14 protein-coding genes are annotated in these 15,766 nt (G+C 65.7%); 4 read left to right on the top strand and 10 right to left on the bottom strand.

Going from position 1 to position 15,766, the window contains the following annotated elements:
* Positions 1 to 12 precede the first annotated feature (12 nt).
* Both WIX39_RS16095 and WIX39_RS16090 read left to right on the top strand, forming a co-directional pair.
* Positions 13 to 1,122: a phosphotransferase gene (locus WIX39_RS16095; RefSeq protein WP_081270382.1), complete on the top strand. Its 1,110-nt coding sequence runs from the start codon at positions 13 to 15 to the stop codon at positions 1,120 to 1,122.
* A 31-nt stretch (positions 1,123 to 1,153) separates the two neighbouring features.
* Positions 1,154 to 2,425 carry an acyl-CoA dehydrogenase family protein gene (locus WIX39_RS16090; RefSeq protein WP_081270383.1) on the top strand — a complete coding sequence of 424 codons (1,272 nt, stop codon included), beginning with the start codon at positions 1,154 to 1,156 and terminating at the stop codon, positions 2,423 to 2,425.
* An 82-nt stretch (positions 2,426 to 2,507) separates the two neighbouring features.
* Here the strand turns inward: WIX39_RS16090 and WIX39_RS16085 are convergent, their stop codons facing one another.
* The 5 genes from WIX39_RS16085 to WIX39_RS16065 all read right to left on the bottom strand — a co-directional run bounded on the left by WIX39_RS16085 (position 2,508) and on the right by WIX39_RS16065 (position 8,025).
* Entirely contained in the window at positions 2,508 to 3,002 is a 495-nt protein-coding gene (locus tag WIX39_RS16085) for a GNAT family N-acetyltransferase (protein ID WP_409195378.1), read from the bottom strand.
* Complete coding sequence (glmM, locus tag WIX39_RS16080) at positions 2,999 to 4,348, bottom strand: phosphoglucosamine mutase (protein WP_106934683.1); 1,350 nt, start codon at positions 4,346 to 4,348, stop codon at positions 2,999 to 3,001. The genes WIX39_RS16085 and glmM overlap by 4 nt, the downstream gene beginning before the upstream one ends.
* Positions 4,345 to 5,163, bottom strand: coding sequence for a dihydropteroate synthase (folP, locus tag WIX39_RS16075; RefSeq protein WP_409196346.1), 819 nt, complete (start codon positions 5,161 to 5,163; stop codon positions 4,345 to 4,347). Before folP ends, glmM begins: the two co-directional genes overlap by 4 nt.
* A gap of 109 nt (positions 5,164 to 5,272) precedes the next feature.
* Positions 5,273 to 7,189, bottom strand: coding sequence for an ATP-dependent zinc metalloprotease FtsH (gene ftsH / locus WIX39_RS16070; protein WP_081267244.1), 1,917 nt, complete (start codon positions 7,187 to 7,189; stop codon positions 5,273 to 5,275).
* A gap of 167 nt (positions 7,190 to 7,356) precedes the next feature.
* Complete coding sequence (locus tag WIX39_RS16065) at positions 7,357 to 8,025, bottom strand: RlmE family RNA methyltransferase (protein ID WP_106934684.1); 669 nt, start codon at positions 8,023 to 8,025, stop codon at positions 7,357 to 7,359.
* A 33-nt stretch (positions 8,026 to 8,058) separates the two neighbouring features.
* Here WIX39_RS16065 and WIX39_RS16060 point away from each other — a divergent pair, with 33 nt between their 5' ends.
* Positions 8,059 to 8,538, top strand: coding sequence for a YhbY family RNA-binding protein (locus WIX39_RS16060; protein WP_106934685.1), 480 nt, complete (start codon positions 8,059 to 8,061; stop codon positions 8,536 to 8,538).
* Between the two features lie 41 nt (positions 8,539 to 8,579).
* A complete protein-coding gene (locus WIX39_RS16055) occupies positions 8,580 to 9,299 on the top strand; it encodes a glycosyltransferase (protein ID WP_409195377.1) in 720 nt (239 codons plus the stop codon).
* Positions 9,300 to 9,339: 40 nt separating this feature from the next.
* Here the strand turns inward: WIX39_RS16055 and WIX39_RS16050 are convergent, their stop codons facing one another.
* The 5 genes from WIX39_RS16050 to carA form a co-directional block, all read right to left on the bottom strand.
* Positions 9,340 to 9,756 (bottom strand): DUF4149 domain-containing protein, encoded by a 417-nt coding sequence (locus WIX39_RS16050; protein ID WP_409195376.1) that lies wholly within the window; start codon positions 9,754 to 9,756, stop codon positions 9,340 to 9,342.
* A gap of 14 nt (positions 9,757 to 9,770) precedes the next feature.
* On the bottom strand, positions 9,771 to 10,247 hold the full coding sequence (greA, locus tag WIX39_RS16045; RefSeq protein ID WP_081267249.1) for a transcription elongation factor GreA: 477 nt from the start codon (positions 10,245 to 10,247) through the stop codon (positions 9,771 to 9,773).
* Between the two features lie 66 nt (positions 10,248 to 10,313).
* Positions 10,314 to 11,183: a Kdo hydroxylase family protein gene (locus WIX39_RS16040; RefSeq protein WP_409195375.1), complete on the bottom strand. Its 870-nt coding sequence runs from the start codon at positions 11,181 to 11,183 to the stop codon at positions 10,314 to 10,316.
* 11 nt (positions 11,184 to 11,194) lie between these two features.
* The gene (gene carB, locus WIX39_RS16035) at positions 11,195 to 14,443 is read right to left on the bottom strand and encodes a carbamoyl-phosphate synthase large subunit (RefSeq protein ID WP_409195374.1); all 3,249 of its coding nucleotides are present in this window, start codon (positions 14,441 to 14,443) and stop codon (positions 11,195 to 11,197) included.
* Positions 14,436 to 15,635, bottom strand: a complete 1,200-nt coding sequence (gene carA / locus WIX39_RS16030) for a glutamine-hydrolyzing carbamoyl-phosphate synthase small subunit (RefSeq protein ID WP_106934690.1) — start codon at positions 15,633 to 15,635, stop codon at positions 14,436 to 14,438. Before carA ends, carB begins: the two co-directional genes overlap by 8 nt.
* Between the last annotated feature and the right edge of the window lie 131 nt (positions 15,636 to 15,766).

Genomic DNA, 15,766 nt, shown 5'->3' with positions numbered 1-15,766 from the left:
AGACAAACTGACATGAGCCAGCAGGACTTCTCCAACTTCATCGGCACCCGCGCCGTCTCGCAACAGCACGCCTTCGACGTCGATGCGCTCTCCGCCTGGCTCGAGAAGAACCTCGACGGGTTCAAGGGCCCGCTGACGGTGGAGATGTTCAAGGGCGGCCAGTCGAACCCCACCTACAAGCTGGTCACGCCTTCGCAGAGCTACGTGATGCGCGCCAAGCCGGGCCCTGTTGCGAAACTGCTGCCCTCGGCCCATGCGGTGGAGCGCGAGTTCAAGGTCATGAGCGGCCTGGCCGGCACCGACGTGCCGGTGCCGCGCATGTACTGCCTGTGCGAAGACGAGGCAATCATCGGCCGCGCCTTCTACGTGATGGAGTTCATGCAGGGCCGCGTGCTGTGGGACCAGTCGCTGCCCGGCATGAGCAATGCCGAGCGCGCGGCCCATTACGACGAGATGAACCGCGTGATCTCGGCGCTGCACACGGTGAAGTTCGCCGAGCGCGGGCTGGCCGACTACGGCAAGCCCGGCAACTATTTCGAGCGCCAGATCGGCCGCTGGAGCAAGCAGTACAAGGCCTCGACCGACGGTGCCGGCGAGCTCTCGCAGCCCATCGAGGCCATGGAGCGGCTGATCGACTGGCTGCCCGCCCACATGCCGGCGAGCGCTCGCGACGAAAGCAAGGTGTCGATCGTCCACGGCGACTACCGCCTGGACAACGTGATGTTCCACGCCACCGAGCCGCGCATCATCGCGGTGCTCGACTGGGAGCTTTCCACGCTGGGCCATCCGCTGGCCGATTTCAGCTACCACTGCATGTCGTGGCACATGCCGCCGAGCACGGGCCGCGGCATCGGCGGCGTGGATGTCGCCTCGCTGGGCATTCCCACCGAGAGCGAATACATCCGCCGCTATTGCGAACGCACCCGCATCAGCACACCCGAGGCGCTGGCGCCCGACTGGAACTTCTACCAGGCCTACAACCTGTTCCGCATGGCCGCGATCCTGCAAGGCATTGCCAAGCGGGTCGAGGCCGGCACCGCATCGAGCGAACAAGCCGTGGCCTCGGCCCGCGGCGCGCGCCCCATGGCCGAAATGGCCTGGCAATTCGCCCAGAAGGCCTGACCGCCGCCCCCACACCCACAAGGAGACGAAGATGGATTTCGAATACTCGGCCAAGACCAAAGACCTGCAGAAACGCGTCAAGGCGTTCATGGACGAAAACATCTACCCGGCCGAAGCCGAGTACAGCGCCGAGCTGGCCGCCAACACGGCCGCGGGCAAGCGCTGGACGGCGCTGAAGACGGTCGAGAAGGTCAAGGAGAAAGCCAAGGCCCAGGGCCTGTGGAACCTGTTCCTGCCGGTCGACAGCGCTTCGGCCTCCGGTTACTCCGGCGCCGGCCTCACCAACCAGGAATACGCGCCGCTGGCCGAGATCATGGGCGCGGTGCCGTGGGCCAGCGAGGCCTTCAACTGCTCGGCGCCGGACACCGGCAACATGGAAACCATCGCGCGCTACGGCTCGGAAGAAATCAAGGCACGCTGGCTCAAGCCGCTGCTCGAAGGCCAGATCCGCTCCGCTTTCGCCATGACCGAGCCCGACGTCGCATCGAGCGACGCCACCAACATTTCCACGCGCATCGAGCGCCAAGGCGACGAGTACGTCATCAACGGCCACAAGTGGTGGATTTCCGGTGCCGCCGACCCGCGCTGCGCCGTGTTCATCACCATGGGCAAGAGCGACCCCGACGCACCCCGCCATTCGCAGCAGAGCATGGTCGTGGTGCCGGCCGACGCCAAGGGCATCCGCATCGTGCGACCACTGAACGTGATGGGCTACGACGACGCGCCGCACGGCCACGTCGAGATGTACTTCGAGAACGTGCGCGTGCCGGTGGGCAACATCCTGCTGGGCGAAGGCCGCGGCTTCGAGATCGCCCAGGGCCGCCTCGGCCCGGGACGCATCCACCACTGCATGCGCCTGATCGGCCTGGCCGAGCGCGCGCTCGAGCTGATGTGCAAGCGCGCCTCGTCGCGCGTGGCCTTCGGCAAGACCGTCGCTTCGCAGACCGTGACGCAGGAACGCATCGCCGAAGCGCGCTGCAAGATCGATATGGCCCGCCTGCTCACGCTCAAGGCCGCATGGCTGATGGACGTGGCCGGCAACAAGGTCGCCAAGAACGAGATCGCGATGATCAAGGTGGTGGCGCCGAGCATGGCCTGCCAGGTGATCGACTGGGCCATGCAGGTGCACGGCGGCGGCGGCATGTGCGACGATTTCCCGCTGGCTTACGCCTACGCCGGTGCCCGCACGCTGCGCTTTGCCGACGGCCCGGACGAAGTGCACCGCAACGCGATCGCCAAGTGGGAACTGGGCAAGTACGCACCGAACAAGGCCGACGCCGAAATGCCGGTGACGCGCTTCTGAATCTGTCTCGCACCCTCTCCCTTGCGGGACAGGGTTGCGGCAAGGGCCGACGGCGATCGATTCGCCCCGGCCCTTTTTCTTTTCAGAGCTTCTTCTGCAGGAACACCGCGTGCCCGAACTCCGGGTCGAGCTGGTAGCTCGCAAAGCCCTCGCGCTCGTAGGTGCGCAACGCGGGCTTGTTGTTCGACAGAACTTCGAGCGTGAGCTTGCAGGCGCCGCGCCTGCGCGCCTCCTGCTCGACCAGAGCGAACATCTTCTGCGCAACGCCCTGGCCGCGGTGGGTGGGCAGCACGACCACGTCGTGCACATTGACCAGCGGCTTGCAGGCGAAGGTCGAGAAGCCCTCCAGGCAGTTGATAAGGCCCACGGGCTGCCCGCCCTCGAAAGCGAGCACGCTGAAGGCCTGCGGACGCGCCGCCAGGGCCGCCGGAAGATCCTGGCGCACCGCGGGGTCGAGCGGCACGCCGCCGCCGGCCGGCTCGCTTGCATAGGCGTTGAGAAGATCCACCACGGCCGCGGCCTGGGCCGCGTCACGGTAGTCGGCAAGAAAGACCTCGATCTGCGTGCCCGCCGTCATCGCGCGGGTTCCAGGGTCGCAGCCAGGCGCTTGGCGCAGGATTCGGCCAGCTGCGCGTCGCGGGCTTCGACCATCACCCGCACCAGCGGCTCGGTGCCGCTCGCGCGGATCAGCACGCGGCCGGCATCGCCGAGTTCGGCCTCGATGCGTTCGGTTTCGGTGGCCAGCGCCTTGTTGTCCTTCCAGTTCTGGTCGGGGGCAATGCGCACGTTGATCAGCGTCTGCGGGAACAGCGTGACGCCGTCGAGCAACTGCGCCACGGTCTTGCCGCTGCGCACGCAGGCCTGCAGCACCTGCAGCGCACTGACGATGCCGTCGCCGGTGGTGTGGCGGTCGAGCGCCAGCAGGTGGCCGGAGCCTTCGCCGCCCAGCAGCCAGCCGCGCTTGTCGAGTTCTTCGAGCACATAGCGGTCGCCGACCTTGGCCCGCACGAATTCGATGCCGAGCCCGCGCAGGGCGACCTCGACGGCCTTGTTGGTCATGAGCGTGCCGACCACGCCCACGGGCTTCTCGCCGCGCGCAATGCGCTCCGCCACCATCAGGTAGAGCAGCTCGTCGCCGTTGAACAGGCGCCCGCTCGCGTCGACCAGTTGCAGGCGGTCGGCGTCGCCGTCGAGCGCGATGCCGTAGTCGGCTTTCTGCGCCGTCACGGCGGCCACCAGCGCTTCGGGATGGGTGGCGCCGAAGCCCTTGTTGATGTTCAGGCCGTCGGGCGAGACGCCGATGCTGCTCACCTCCGCGCCCAGTTCGTGGAACACGTTGGGCGCCACCTGGTAGGCCGCGCCATGCGCCGCATCGACCACCAGCTTCATGTCGCGCAGCGTGAGGTCGTTGGCGAAGGTGCTCTTGCAGAACTCGATGTAGCGGCCGGGCGCGTCGTTGAGGCGGCGGGCCTTGCCGAGGTTCGCGGAATCGACCCACACCGGGTCTTCTTCCAGCGCGGCTTCGACCGCCAGCTCCCAGGCGTCGTCGAGCTTGGTGCCCTGCGCGCTGAAGAACTTGATGCCGTTGTCGGGGTAGGCGTTGTGGCTCGCGCTGATCACCACGCCCAGGCTCGCGCGCTGGGCGCGCGTGAGGTACGCCACGCCGGGCGTGGGCAGCGGACCGAGCAGCACCACGTCGACGCCGGCCGAATTGAAGCCCGATTCGAGCGCCGATTCGAGCATGTAGCCGGAAATGCGGGTGTCCTTGCCGATCAGCACCGTCGGGCGCGCCTGGCTCTTGGCCTGGCTCTTCTTGAGCACGCGGCCCACGGCATGCGCCAGGCGCAGCACGAAGTCAGGAGTGATGGGCGCCTGGCCGACAGTGCCGCGAATGCCGTCGGTGCCGAAATATTTACGTGTCATGGTTGCTGTGTGCCTTGTTGTGTTTGTGTTGGCTGTTCTTCCGCCCTCATGGCGCGCCATACGGCGATGGCTGCCACCGTGTCGCGCACGTCGTGCACGCGCACCACGGCTGCGCCGCGGTCCACCGCCAGCACCGCCGCGGCGACGCTGGGCACGATGCGCCCGCTTGCCGCTTCGATGCCCGTGACGGCACCGATCGACGATTTGCGCGACCAGCCCAGGAGCAGCGGCAGGCCGCCCTCGAGCAGTTCGCGCTGCCGCGCCAGCAGCGCGAAATTCTGCGCCACGGTCTTGCCGAAGCCCACGCCGGGGTCCAACGTGATGCGCGAAGAGTCGACCTTCAGCGCGCGCAGCAGCTGCACCTGCGCCTGAAGGAACGACAGCACTTCGGGGATCACGTCGCCGCTCATCGGCACGGCCTGCATCGTCTGCGGATCGCGGTGCATGTGCATCAGGCAGATGCCGCAGGACGGATGCGCCGCCACGGCCTCGCGCGCGCCGGGTTGGCGCAGCGCCCAGATGTCGTTGACGATGTCGGCACCCAGGTCGAGCACCGCGCGCATGACCTCGGGCTTGTAGGTATCGATCGACAGCGGTACGTTGAGCTTGACGGCCTCGCGCACCACAGGCAGCACGCGCGCCAGCTCTGCGTCGAGCGGCACTGCCGGGCTGCCGGGGCGGGTCGATTCGCCGCCGATGTCGAGGATGTCGGCGCCCTCTTTCAGCAGCTGCTCGCAGTGCCTGAGTGCAGCGCTGGTGGATGCATGCGCGCCGCCGTCGGAAAAGGAATCGGGCGTGACATTGACGATGCCCATCACGCGCGGCTGCGACAGGTCGATGCGAAAGCGCGAGGTCTGCCAGACGGCAGCGCCACCATGAAAAACGGGGCCAGAGGCCCCGTCATCGCTTGAGATCAAGCCCACCTCAGGCCGCGGTGGGCGCCGGGTCGGGATTGACGGCCGGCGTGCCACCACTGCCACCGCTGCCCGAAGGCGGAATGCGCGGCGTCCAGTCCTTGGGCGGACGCGGAGCGCGGCCGGCCATGATGTCGTCGAGCTGTTCGCTGTCGATGGTTTCCCACTCGAGCAGCGCCTTGGCCATGGCGTGCATCTTGTCGCTGTTCTCCTCGATCAGGCGGCGCGCCAGGGCGTACTGCTCGTCGATGATGCGGCGCACTTCCGAGTCGACCTTTTCCATGGTCTGCTCGCTCATGTTGGTCGTCTTGGTGACCGAGCGGCCCAGGAACACTTCGCCTTCGTTCTCGGCATAGACCATCGGTCCCAGCGCGTCGGTCATGCCGTAGCGCGTGACCATGTCGCGGGCGATGGAAGTCGCGCGCTCGAAGTCGTTGCTTGCGCCGGTGGTCATCTGGTGCATGAACACTTCCTCGGCGATGCGGCCACCGAACAGCATGCTGATCTGGTTGAGCATGTATTCGCGGTCGTAGCTGTAGCGGTCCTGCGACGGCAGGCTCATGGTCACGCCGAGGGCGCGGCCGCGCGGAATGATCGTGACCTTGTGGACCGGATCGCACTTGGGCAGCAGCTTGCCGATGAGGGCGTGGCCGGATTCGTGGTAGGCCGTGTTGCGGCGCTCTTCCTCGGGCATGACCATGCTCTTGCGCTCGGGGCCCATGAAGATCTTGTCCTTGGCCTTCTCGAAGTCCTGCATCTCGACCACGCGCGCATTGCGGCGGGCGGCCATCAGGGCGGCTTCGTTGCAGAGGTTGGCCAGGTCGGCGCCCGACATGCCGGGGGTGCCGCGGGCGATGACGCTCGGGTTCACGTCCTGGCCCAGCGGGACCTTGCGCATGTGCACGCCGAGGATCTGCTCACGGCCGCGGATGTCCGGCAGCGTGACGTACACCTGTCGGTCGAAACGGCCGGGGCGCAGCAGCGCGGCATCCAGGATGTCCGGGCGGTTGGTGGCAGCCACCACGATCACGCCGAGGTTGGTTTCAAAGCCGTCCATCTCGACCAGCATCTGGTTGAGCGTCTGCTCGCGTTCGTCGTTGCCGCCGCCGAGGCCGGCGCCGCGCTGACGGCCCACCGCATCGATTTCGTCGATGAAGATGATGCAGGGAGCATTCTTCTTGGCGTTCTCGAACATGTCGCGGACACGGGCAGCGCCCACGCCGACGAACATTTCGACGAAGTCGGAGCCGGAGATCGAGAAGAACGGCACCTTGGCTTCGCCGGCGATCGACTTGGCCAGCAGGGTCTTGCCGGTGCCGGGAGGGCCGACGAGCAGCAGACCGCGGGGGATGCGGCCGCCGAGCTTCTGGAAGCGCTGCGGGTCTTTCAGGAAGTCGACGACTTCACGGACTTCTTCCTTGGCCTCGTCGCAGCCCGCGACGTCGGCGAAGGTGACCGTGTTGTTGTTCTCGTCCATCATGCGGGCCTTGCTCTTGCCGAAGCTGAACGCCCCGCCCTTGCCGCCGCCCTGCATCTGTCGCATGAAGTAGATCCACACGCCGATCAGCAGCAGCATCGGGCCCCAGCTGACCAGCAGCGTCATGAGCAGCGAGCTCTCTTCGCGCGGCTTGACGTCGAACTTGACGTTGTGGTCGATCAGGTCGCCCACGAGGCCGCGGTCGAGCACCGTGGCGGTCGTGCGGATCTTGCGATCGTCGTTGGTGACGGCGATGATCTCGCCGCCGGCCGCGCCTTCGGGAATGACGGCGCTCTTGATTTGGTTATTCCGGACCTGGTCCAGAAACTCGGAGTAGCTGACTGCTCCCGAGCCGACGCCACCGCGGGTGTCGAACTGCTTGAACACAGTGAACAACACCATGGCAATGACGAGCCATACGGCAACTTTGGAAAACCACTGATTGTTCAAACGAAGCTCCAGTCGAAAGCGCGTGACGGGAAAATGAAAATACGCGCTGTGGGTACGCAATTGCGCCCCATTTTAGGCTTTTCAAGCTGCGAAAAGCGGGCATTTCCCTAAAGCAGCCATAGCCTGACAGGGGTTTGCGCCCTGTACGGGCAATCGGCGGCAAGGTATCAAGGCGTATCCGAGGCCTTCAGGCCCATTCCGACCAGGAAGGTCTCGGCCGATTTGTCCCGCGACGCCTTGGGCTTGAAGGGCTTCACGATGCGGAAATTGGCCTTGAAAAGCTTCACCAGGTCGTCGTAGCCGCTGCCGTGGAAGAGCTTGGCCACCAGAGCGCCTTCAGGCTTCAGGTGGTGCTGGGCGAAGTCGATTGCAAGCTCGATCAGGTGCGCCACGCGGGCGGCATCGGCCGAATGGATGCCCGACAGGTTGGGCGCCATGTCGGACACCACCAGATCGGCCTTGCGGCCGGCCAGCACGCCGAGCAGCTGTTGCAGCAACGCATCTTCGCGGAAGTCGCCCTGCAGGAAGGTCACCCCCTCGATGGGTTCCATCGGCAGGATGTCCAGGGAAATGATGGTGCCGTTGAGTTCGCCGGCCGCGGCGCCGTCCGGCGACATGCGCCGGCGCAGGTATTGGCTCCAGGCCCCGGGCGTGGAGCCGAGATCGACCACCAGCTGGCCCGGCTTGACGAGGCCGAGCGACTCGTCGATTTCCTTGAGCTTGTAGGCGGCGCGCGCGCGATAACCCTCCTTGGTGGCGAGCTTCACGTAGGGGTCGTTGATATGGTCGTGAAGCCACGCTTTGTTGACTTTTTTGCTTTTGGCTTTGGTGCTCATGGGGGTCTTCGTGTACGCGTCGATAATACGGGGATGCCCGCCATTCAACTTACCCCTGCCGAGCGCAAGGTGCACCGCGCCGAAGCTCACCACCTGGATCCGATCGTCATGGTCGGTGGAGACGGGCTCACCCCTGCCGTAAAAAAAGAAGCCGATGCGGCGCTCAAGGCCCATGGCCTGATCAAGATCCGCGTCTTCTCCGATGACCGCCTCGCCCGGGACGCCATGCTGCGCGAACTGGCTGAAGAGCTCGACGCCGCCCCCATCCAGCACATCGGCAAGCTGCTGGTGCTGTGGCGCCCGAAGCCCGAAAAAGAGCGCGTGATCGACGAAGACCGCATGCCCGGCCCGCGCGACGTGAAGATCGTCAAGTACAGCAAGCGCGGCGGCCAGCGCCCTGAGATCAAGACCCTGCGCGTGCTCGGCAACCAGCGCCTCACCCCCGGCGGCACCATCAAGCGCGCCAAGGCTAAGCGGCCGCTGTCGGCCAAGAAGCGCAACCAGTCGGACTGAGGCCGGTGGCAGCGCAGGGCGCCCAGCGCCATATCCTCTGCATGAAGTGGGGCACGAAATACGGCCCCGAATACGTCAACCGGCTCTACGCGATGGTGCGCCGCAACCTCAGCGGCGACTTCAAGTTCGTGTGCCTGACGGACGACGGCAACGGCATTCGCCCGGAGGTGACGTGCCTGCCGATTCCGCAGCTGAACCTGAACCTGGCCCCCGGCCAGCGCGACGGAGGCTGGAAGAAGCTCACCACGTTTGAAAAAGACCTGTACGGCCTGCGCGGCACCGCCCTCTTCCTCGACCTCGACGTGGTCGTCGTGGGCAGCCTCGACGCCTTTTTCGAGCAGCCCGGCGAGTTCCTGATCATTCACGACTACCCACGCCCCTGGCGGCGGGAGCGCATCACCGGCAACTCGTCGGTCTACCGCTTCGAGATCGGCGCCCATGCCGACATCCTGGCCTACCTGCGCGCCAACCTGGACAAGGTACAGGCGCAGTATCGCAACGAGCAGGCCTACCTGTCGGACATGCTCCACAAGCAAGGCAAGCTGGCGTACTGGCCCGCCGAATGGTGCCCGAGCTTCAAGTACCACGGCATCCCGACCTGGCCGACCAACTACTGGGAAGAGCCCTTCGTGCCCGAGGGCGCACGCGTCATGGTGTTCCATGGCGAATGCAACCCCCCGGACGCGCTGGCAGGCCGCCGCAACCGCGCCTTCCGGTTCATCCGGCCGGCAAGCTGGGTCGCGAAATACTGGAAAGAGTGAGGGATTGCGGAAGCGGCACCTGCCGCCTCCGCGCCACGAATCAGTCCGGCTTGCGCTCGCCCATGCGCCACAGCAACGCACCGGCACATATCCACTGCACCAGGTACATGCCGCTGCCGACGGCGTGCCACAGCTTGAGGTTGTCGCGCGCCACGATGCGCGGCGCCACGGCGTACTGCTGAAGCAGCGCCAGCAGCAGCGCCCCGAGGATCAGGAAAATCGCCGTCAACGCGGGACCGTCCATGCGGTCGTCGGCCTTGGCGCGAAAGTGGATCAGCAGGATCAGCCCGCAGGCAACGGCAATCCAGCTCTGCGCCTCGAACAGCTGCGCCGCGAAGTTGCCCGCCACCGACGGATTGCCGAGCCTGGCGAACAGCATCGGAACCACCAGGAAACCGATCGTGGTGAGGCTGCCCCACCAGAAGGCGGCCAGCATCAGCGCAACGCGATCTTTCATGGCTCGAAGAAGAATCAGATGTAGCGTACCGCCACGATTTCGTAGCGCTTGAGGCCGCCGGGCGCCTGCACTTCCGCGGTGTCGCCCTCTTCCTTGCCGATGAGCGCGCGCGCGATCGGGCTGGAGATGTTGATGAGGCCGAGCTTCAGGTCGGCTTCATCCTCGCCGACGATCTGGTACTTCACGGCCTCGCCGGATTCCTCTTCCTCCAGTTCGACCGTGGAGCCGAACACCACCTTGCCGCCGGCATCGAGCTCGCTCGGGTCGATGATCTGCGCGGCAGACAGCTTGCCTTCGACTTCCTGGATGCGGCCTTCGATGAAGCCCTGGCGGTCCTTGGCGACTTCGTACTCCGCGTTCTCGCTGAGGTCGCCCTGTGCGCGTGCTTCGGAGATCGCGTTGATGACCCAGGGACGGTCCACCGTCTTGAGCTGGTGCAGTTCGGCGCGCAGTTTTTCAGCGCCGCGCTTGGTGATCGGAATGGTGGCCATGTTGTTGTTTCTCCATAAAGCGAAACCGCCGAACGCTGCCGTTCGGCGGTCGATTGAGGGAATTGATCAGACGAGTGTGCGTCCGGTCAGCCGGCTCAGAATGGCGAGCGGGCTCGAGTCGGGATTGTATTGCTTCGATGCGGCCAGATGAAGCGTCTGCTCCAGCATGTATTGGCCCGCCATCACCGCGTGCGAGGTCTGGTCGGAGAAGCACACCCACACCGAACCCGGCGGGAACTTGGCGGTCTCCTGCGGCGAGCTTTCCTGGTACGCCATGTCCGACTTCATGCCGTCGTGCAACTGAAGCATCAGGTGGTCGTACTCGCTGCGGAACGACTTGGTCACGTGCAGCGCCTGCAGCAGCTTGGCCTGCCAGCGCACATAAGGCTTGGCACGCGGCAGGAAGCGTTTGGCGATGTCCTCGAAAGGCTCGCCCACGCGCCACACGCGCGGTGCGCCTTCGGGATTGACGTTGGTGAAGACGCGCAGGATGCGTTCGCCGTAGTTGGGACGCGACGGGAACGCATCGACGTGCAAACGCCGGTCATCCGCACGCCATGACTGCACGCGCGTCTCGACCTGCGCCGGCCGGTAGCTGGTGGGCGCGAGCCGCAGGGCCGGCGTGTAGTGCGGCAGCAAGCCGTGAATGAGCCGCGTGGCCTGCGCCCGGAAGCGCCCCACCATCGCGGCTGCCGCGCGCTGCACCGCCTCGTCGCCCACGACGCCCTTGAGCTTGCCGTTGGCATCGAGGCTGATGTTGCGCACGTCGGGCGACAGCAGGGTTGGCGTCAGCAGGCTGCGCTCTTCGGGCAGCAGCTCGAAGCCAAGGCGCGGAAAGTACAGCACCTTGCCCGCTTCCAGCTCCGCGATCCACGCCTCGTTGGGCGTGGCCGCGTTCCAGTCCGTCAGGTCCAGTTCGACGAGCTGCGTTTCCATGATGACGACGCTCAGGCGGCTGCCAGTTGCGCGTGCATCTCCTGCACCGAGATCACGCCCAGCTCGTCCATGAAGCCCATGCCCTCGACCGCCGCTTCGGCGCCGAAGATCGTGGTGAACGTGGTCACGCGCGCCAGCAGCGCAGAGGTGCGGATCTGACGCGAATCGGTGATCGCGTTGCGGCGCTCTTCCACCGTGTTGATGACCAGCGCAATCTCGTTGTTCTTGATCATGTCCACGATGTGCGGGCGTCCTTCGGTCACCTTGTTCACCGTCGCGCATTCGATGCCGGCGGCGCTGATGGCGGCCGCCGTGCCCTTGGTGGCGATCAGCTCGAAGCCCAGCTTGGCCAGCCCGCGCGCCACTTCCACCGCGCGTGCCTTGTCGTTGTTCTTCACCGAGATGAAGACCTTGCCCGACTTCGGCAGGTGCGTACCGGCACCGAGCTGCGACTTCACGAAGGCTTCGCCGAAGGTCTTGCCCACGCCCATCACTTCGCCGGTCGACTTCATCTCGGGGCCGAGGATGGTGTCCACGCCCGGGAACTTGACGAACGGGAACACGGCTTCCTTCACGCTGAAGTACGGCGGCGTCACTTCCTTCGTGATGCCCTGCGATTTCAGCGATTGGCCAGCCATGCAGCGTGCCGCCACCTTGGCGAGCTGGATGCCGGTGGCCTTGCTCACGTAGGGCACGGTGCGCGAGGCGCGCGGGTTCACTTCGAGCACGTAGATGACGTCCTTGCCGTCCTTCTGCTGGATCGCGAATTGCACGTTCATCAGGCCGACCACGTTCAGCGCGGCCGCCATCGCGGCGCTCTGGCGCTTCAGTTCGGCCACCGTGTCTGCGTTCAGGCTGTAGGGCGGCAGCGAGCAGGCGGAGTCGCCCGAGTGCACGCCGGCCTGTTCGATGTGCTCCATCACGCCGCCGATCAGCGTGCCGCCTTCGGCGTCGCGGATGCAGTCGACGTCGCACTCGACGGCGTCGTTCAGGAAGCGGTCGAGCAGCACCGGCGAATCGTTGCTGACCTTGACGGCTTCGCGCATGTAGCGCTCCAGGTCGCGCTGCTCGTGCACGATTTCCATCGCGCGGCCGCCGAGCACGTAGCTCGGGCGCACCACCAGCGGATAGCCCAGTGCCGCCGCCTTTTCGAGGGCTTCGGCTTCGGTGCGCGCGGTGGCGTTCGGCGGCTGCAGCAGCTTGAGTTCATGCAGCAGCTTCTGGAAGCGCTCGCGGTCTTCGGCCGCGTCGATCATGTCGGGCGAGGTGCCGATGATCGGCACGCCGTTGGCTTCGAGGTCGAGCGCGAGCTTCAGCGGCGTCTGGCCGCCGTACTGCACGATCACGCCGAGCGGCTTTTCCTTGTCGACGATCTCGAGCACGTCCTCGAGCGTGAGCGGCTCGAAGTACAGGCGGTCCGAGGTGTCGTAGTCGGTCGACACGGTCTCGGGGTTGCAGTTGACCATGATGGTCTCGTAGCCGTCCTCGCGCATGGCGAGCGCGGCGTGCACGCAGCAGTAGTCGAACTCGATGCCCTGGCCGATGCGGTTGGGACCGCCGCCGAGCACCATGATCTTCTTCCTGTCGGTCGGATCGGCTTCGCACTCGTCTTCATAGGTCGAGTACATGTAGGCCGTGTTGGTGGCGAACTCGGCCGCGCAGGTGTCGACGCGCTTGTAGACCGGGCGCACGCCCAGGGCGCGGCGCTTCTCGCGAATGGCCGTGTCGGTGGTCTTCAGCTGGCGCGCGAGGCGGCGGTCGGAGAAGCCCTTCTTCTTCAGCGCGAGCAGCGTGTCGCGGTCGATGTCGTCGAGCGACTTGGTTTCCAGCTCGAGCTCGATCTTCACGATCTCTTCGATCTGCACCAGGAACCATGGGTCGATCTTGGTCAGCGCGAACACTTCGTCCACGCTCAGCCCCATGGCGAAGGCATCGCCCACGTACCAGATGCGCTCGGGACCGGGCTCGCCCAGTTCCTTTTCCAGCACTTCGCGGTCCTGCGTCTTCTCGTTGAGACCGTCGACACCCACCTCGAGGCCGCGCAGGGCCTTCTGGAACGATTCCTGGAAGGTGCGGCCCATGGCCATCACTTCGCCCACCGACTTCATCTGCGTGGTGAGGCGCGAATCGGCCTGCGGGAACTTCTCGAAGGCGAACCGCGGGATCTTGGTGACCACATAGTCGATCGACGGCTCGAACGACGCGGGCGTGGCACCGCCGGTGATTTCGTTGCGCAGCTCGTCGAGCGTGTAGCCCACGGCCAGCTTGGCCGCGACCTTGGCGATCGGGAAGCCGGTGGCCTTGGAGGCCAGCGCCGACGAACGCGACACGCGCGGGTTCATCTCGATGACGACCATGCGGCCGTCCTTCGGGTTGATCGAGAACTGCACGTTCGAGCCGCCGGTGTCGACGCCGATCTCGCGCAGCACGGCCAGCGAGGCGTTGCGCAGGATCTGGTATTCCTTGTCGCTCAGCGTCTGCGCGGGAGCCACGGTGATCGAGTCGCCGGTGTGCACGCCCATCGGGTCGAGGTTTTCGATCGAGCAGACGATGATGCAGTTGTCGGCCTTGTCGCGCACGACTTCCATCTCGTACTCTTTCCAGCCGAGCAGGGACTCTTCGATCAGCAGCTCGTTGGTGGGCGAGGCTTCGATGCCGCGCTTGCAGATGGTCTCGAATTCTTCCGGGTTGTAGGCGATGCCGCCGCCGGTGCCGCCGAGCGTGAAGCTGGGGCGGATGACCGTCGGGAAGCCGACGCTCTTCTGAACCGCCCAGGCCTCTTCCATCGAGTGCGCGATGCCGGAGCGGGCCGAGCCCAGTCCGATCTTGGTCATCGCGTCCTTGAACTTCAGGCGGTCTTCGGCCTTGTCGATCGCCTCGGGCGTGGCGCCGATCAGCTCGACGGGCTTGTTGGTGGCCGCGCCGGTGTACTTGTCGAGCACGCCGTTGCGCCAGAGGTCGAGCGCGCAGTTCAGCGCGGTCTGGCCGCCCATGGTCGGCAGGATCGCGTCGGGGCGTTCCTTGGCGATGATCTTCTCGACCGTCTGCCAGGTGATGGGCTCGATGTAGGTGACATCGGCCGTGGCCGGGTCGGTCATGATCGTCGCGGGGTTGCTGTTGATCAGGATGACCTTGTAGCCCTCCTCGCGCAGCGCCTTGCAGGCTTGCACGCCGGAATAGTCGAACTCGCAAGCCTGGCCGATGATGATCGGGCCGGCGCCGATGATGAGGATCGATTTGAGGTCTGTGCGCTTAGGCATTCTTGTTCTCCGTCTTGTGCTTTTCCATGAGTGCCGTGAAGCGATCGAACAGATAGCCGATGTCGTGCGGGCCCGGCGAGGCTTCAGGGTGGCCCTGGAAGCAGAACGCGGGCTTGTCGGTGCGCGCCAGGCCCTGCAGCGTGTTGTCGAACAGGCTGATGTGCGTGGGACGCAGGTTGGCCGGCAGCGACTTCTCGTCGACCGCGAAGCCGTGGTTCTGGCTGGTGATGCTCACGCGGCCGTTGTCGAGGTCCTTCACGGGATGGTTCGCGCCGTGGTGGCCGAACTTCATCTTGAAGGTCTTGGCGCCGGAGGCCAGCGCCATGATCTGGTGGCCCAGGCAGATGCCGAAGGTGGGAATGCCGGTCTCGATCAGTTCCTTGACGGCGCTGATGGCGTAGTCGCAAGGCTCCGGGTCGCCGGGGCCGTTGGCCAGGAAGATGCCATCGGGCTTGAGCTTGAGCACGTCGGCCGCGGGTGTCTGAGCCGGCACCACGGTGATGCGCGCGCCGCGCTGGGCGATCATGCGCAGGATGTTCTTCTTGACGCCGTAGTCGAAGGCAACCACGTGGAACTTGGGCGTGATCTGCACGCCGTAGCCCGGCTTGCCGTTCAGGTTGACGAGCTTCCACTCGGTCTCGGTCCACTCGTAGGTCTGGGTGACCGACACCACCTTGGCGAGGTCGAGGCCGGCCATGCTCGGCGCGGCCTTGGCGGCGGCGATGGCCTTGTCGATCAGCGCCTGCGTCACGGTCTCGCCTTCCGCGAGGCCCAGGATGCAGCCGTTCTGCGCGCCGTGGGTGCGCAGGTGGCGCGTGAGCTTGCGGGTGTCGATGTTCGCGATGGCCACCGTGTTGCCGGACACGAGGTACTCGGTCAGCGTGGCGGTCTTGCGGAAATTGGAGGCGACGAGGGGCAGGTCCTTGATGATCAGGCCCGCGGCATGGATCTTGTCGGCTTCGATGTCCTCGCCGTTGACGCCGTAGTTGCCGATGTGCGGATACGTGAGGGTCACGATCTGCTGGCAGTAGCTCGGGTCGGTGAGGATTTCCTGGTAACCGGTCATGGCGGTGTTGAACACCACCTCACCGGTCGTGGAGCCGGCGGCTCCGATCGAATTGCCTTGAAAGACCGTGCCGTCTGCGAGCGCCAGGATGGCGGGCGGGAAACTTCCCTTGAGAGACAAAAGCACTGGGTTCTCCGGATGGTTACGGTCGCCCGGAGCCCCAGGCGCGTTGCCTGCGGACTGCTGCTTAAGGGGATTTTGGCGTTAAAGGCGGCCGGGCGACGCTGATTTGCGAGTAAGCCCCCGATTGTAGCTCG

Origin of the sequence: Variovorax sp. AB1(2024) (assembly GCF_037482385.2) — a bacterium.
Classification (GTDB): Bacteria; Pseudomonadota; Gammaproteobacteria; order Burkholderiales; family Burkholderiaceae_C; genus Variovorax.
Note: the sequence above shows the minus strand (reverse complement) of the source record. Positions and strands in the feature narration are given on the sequence as shown.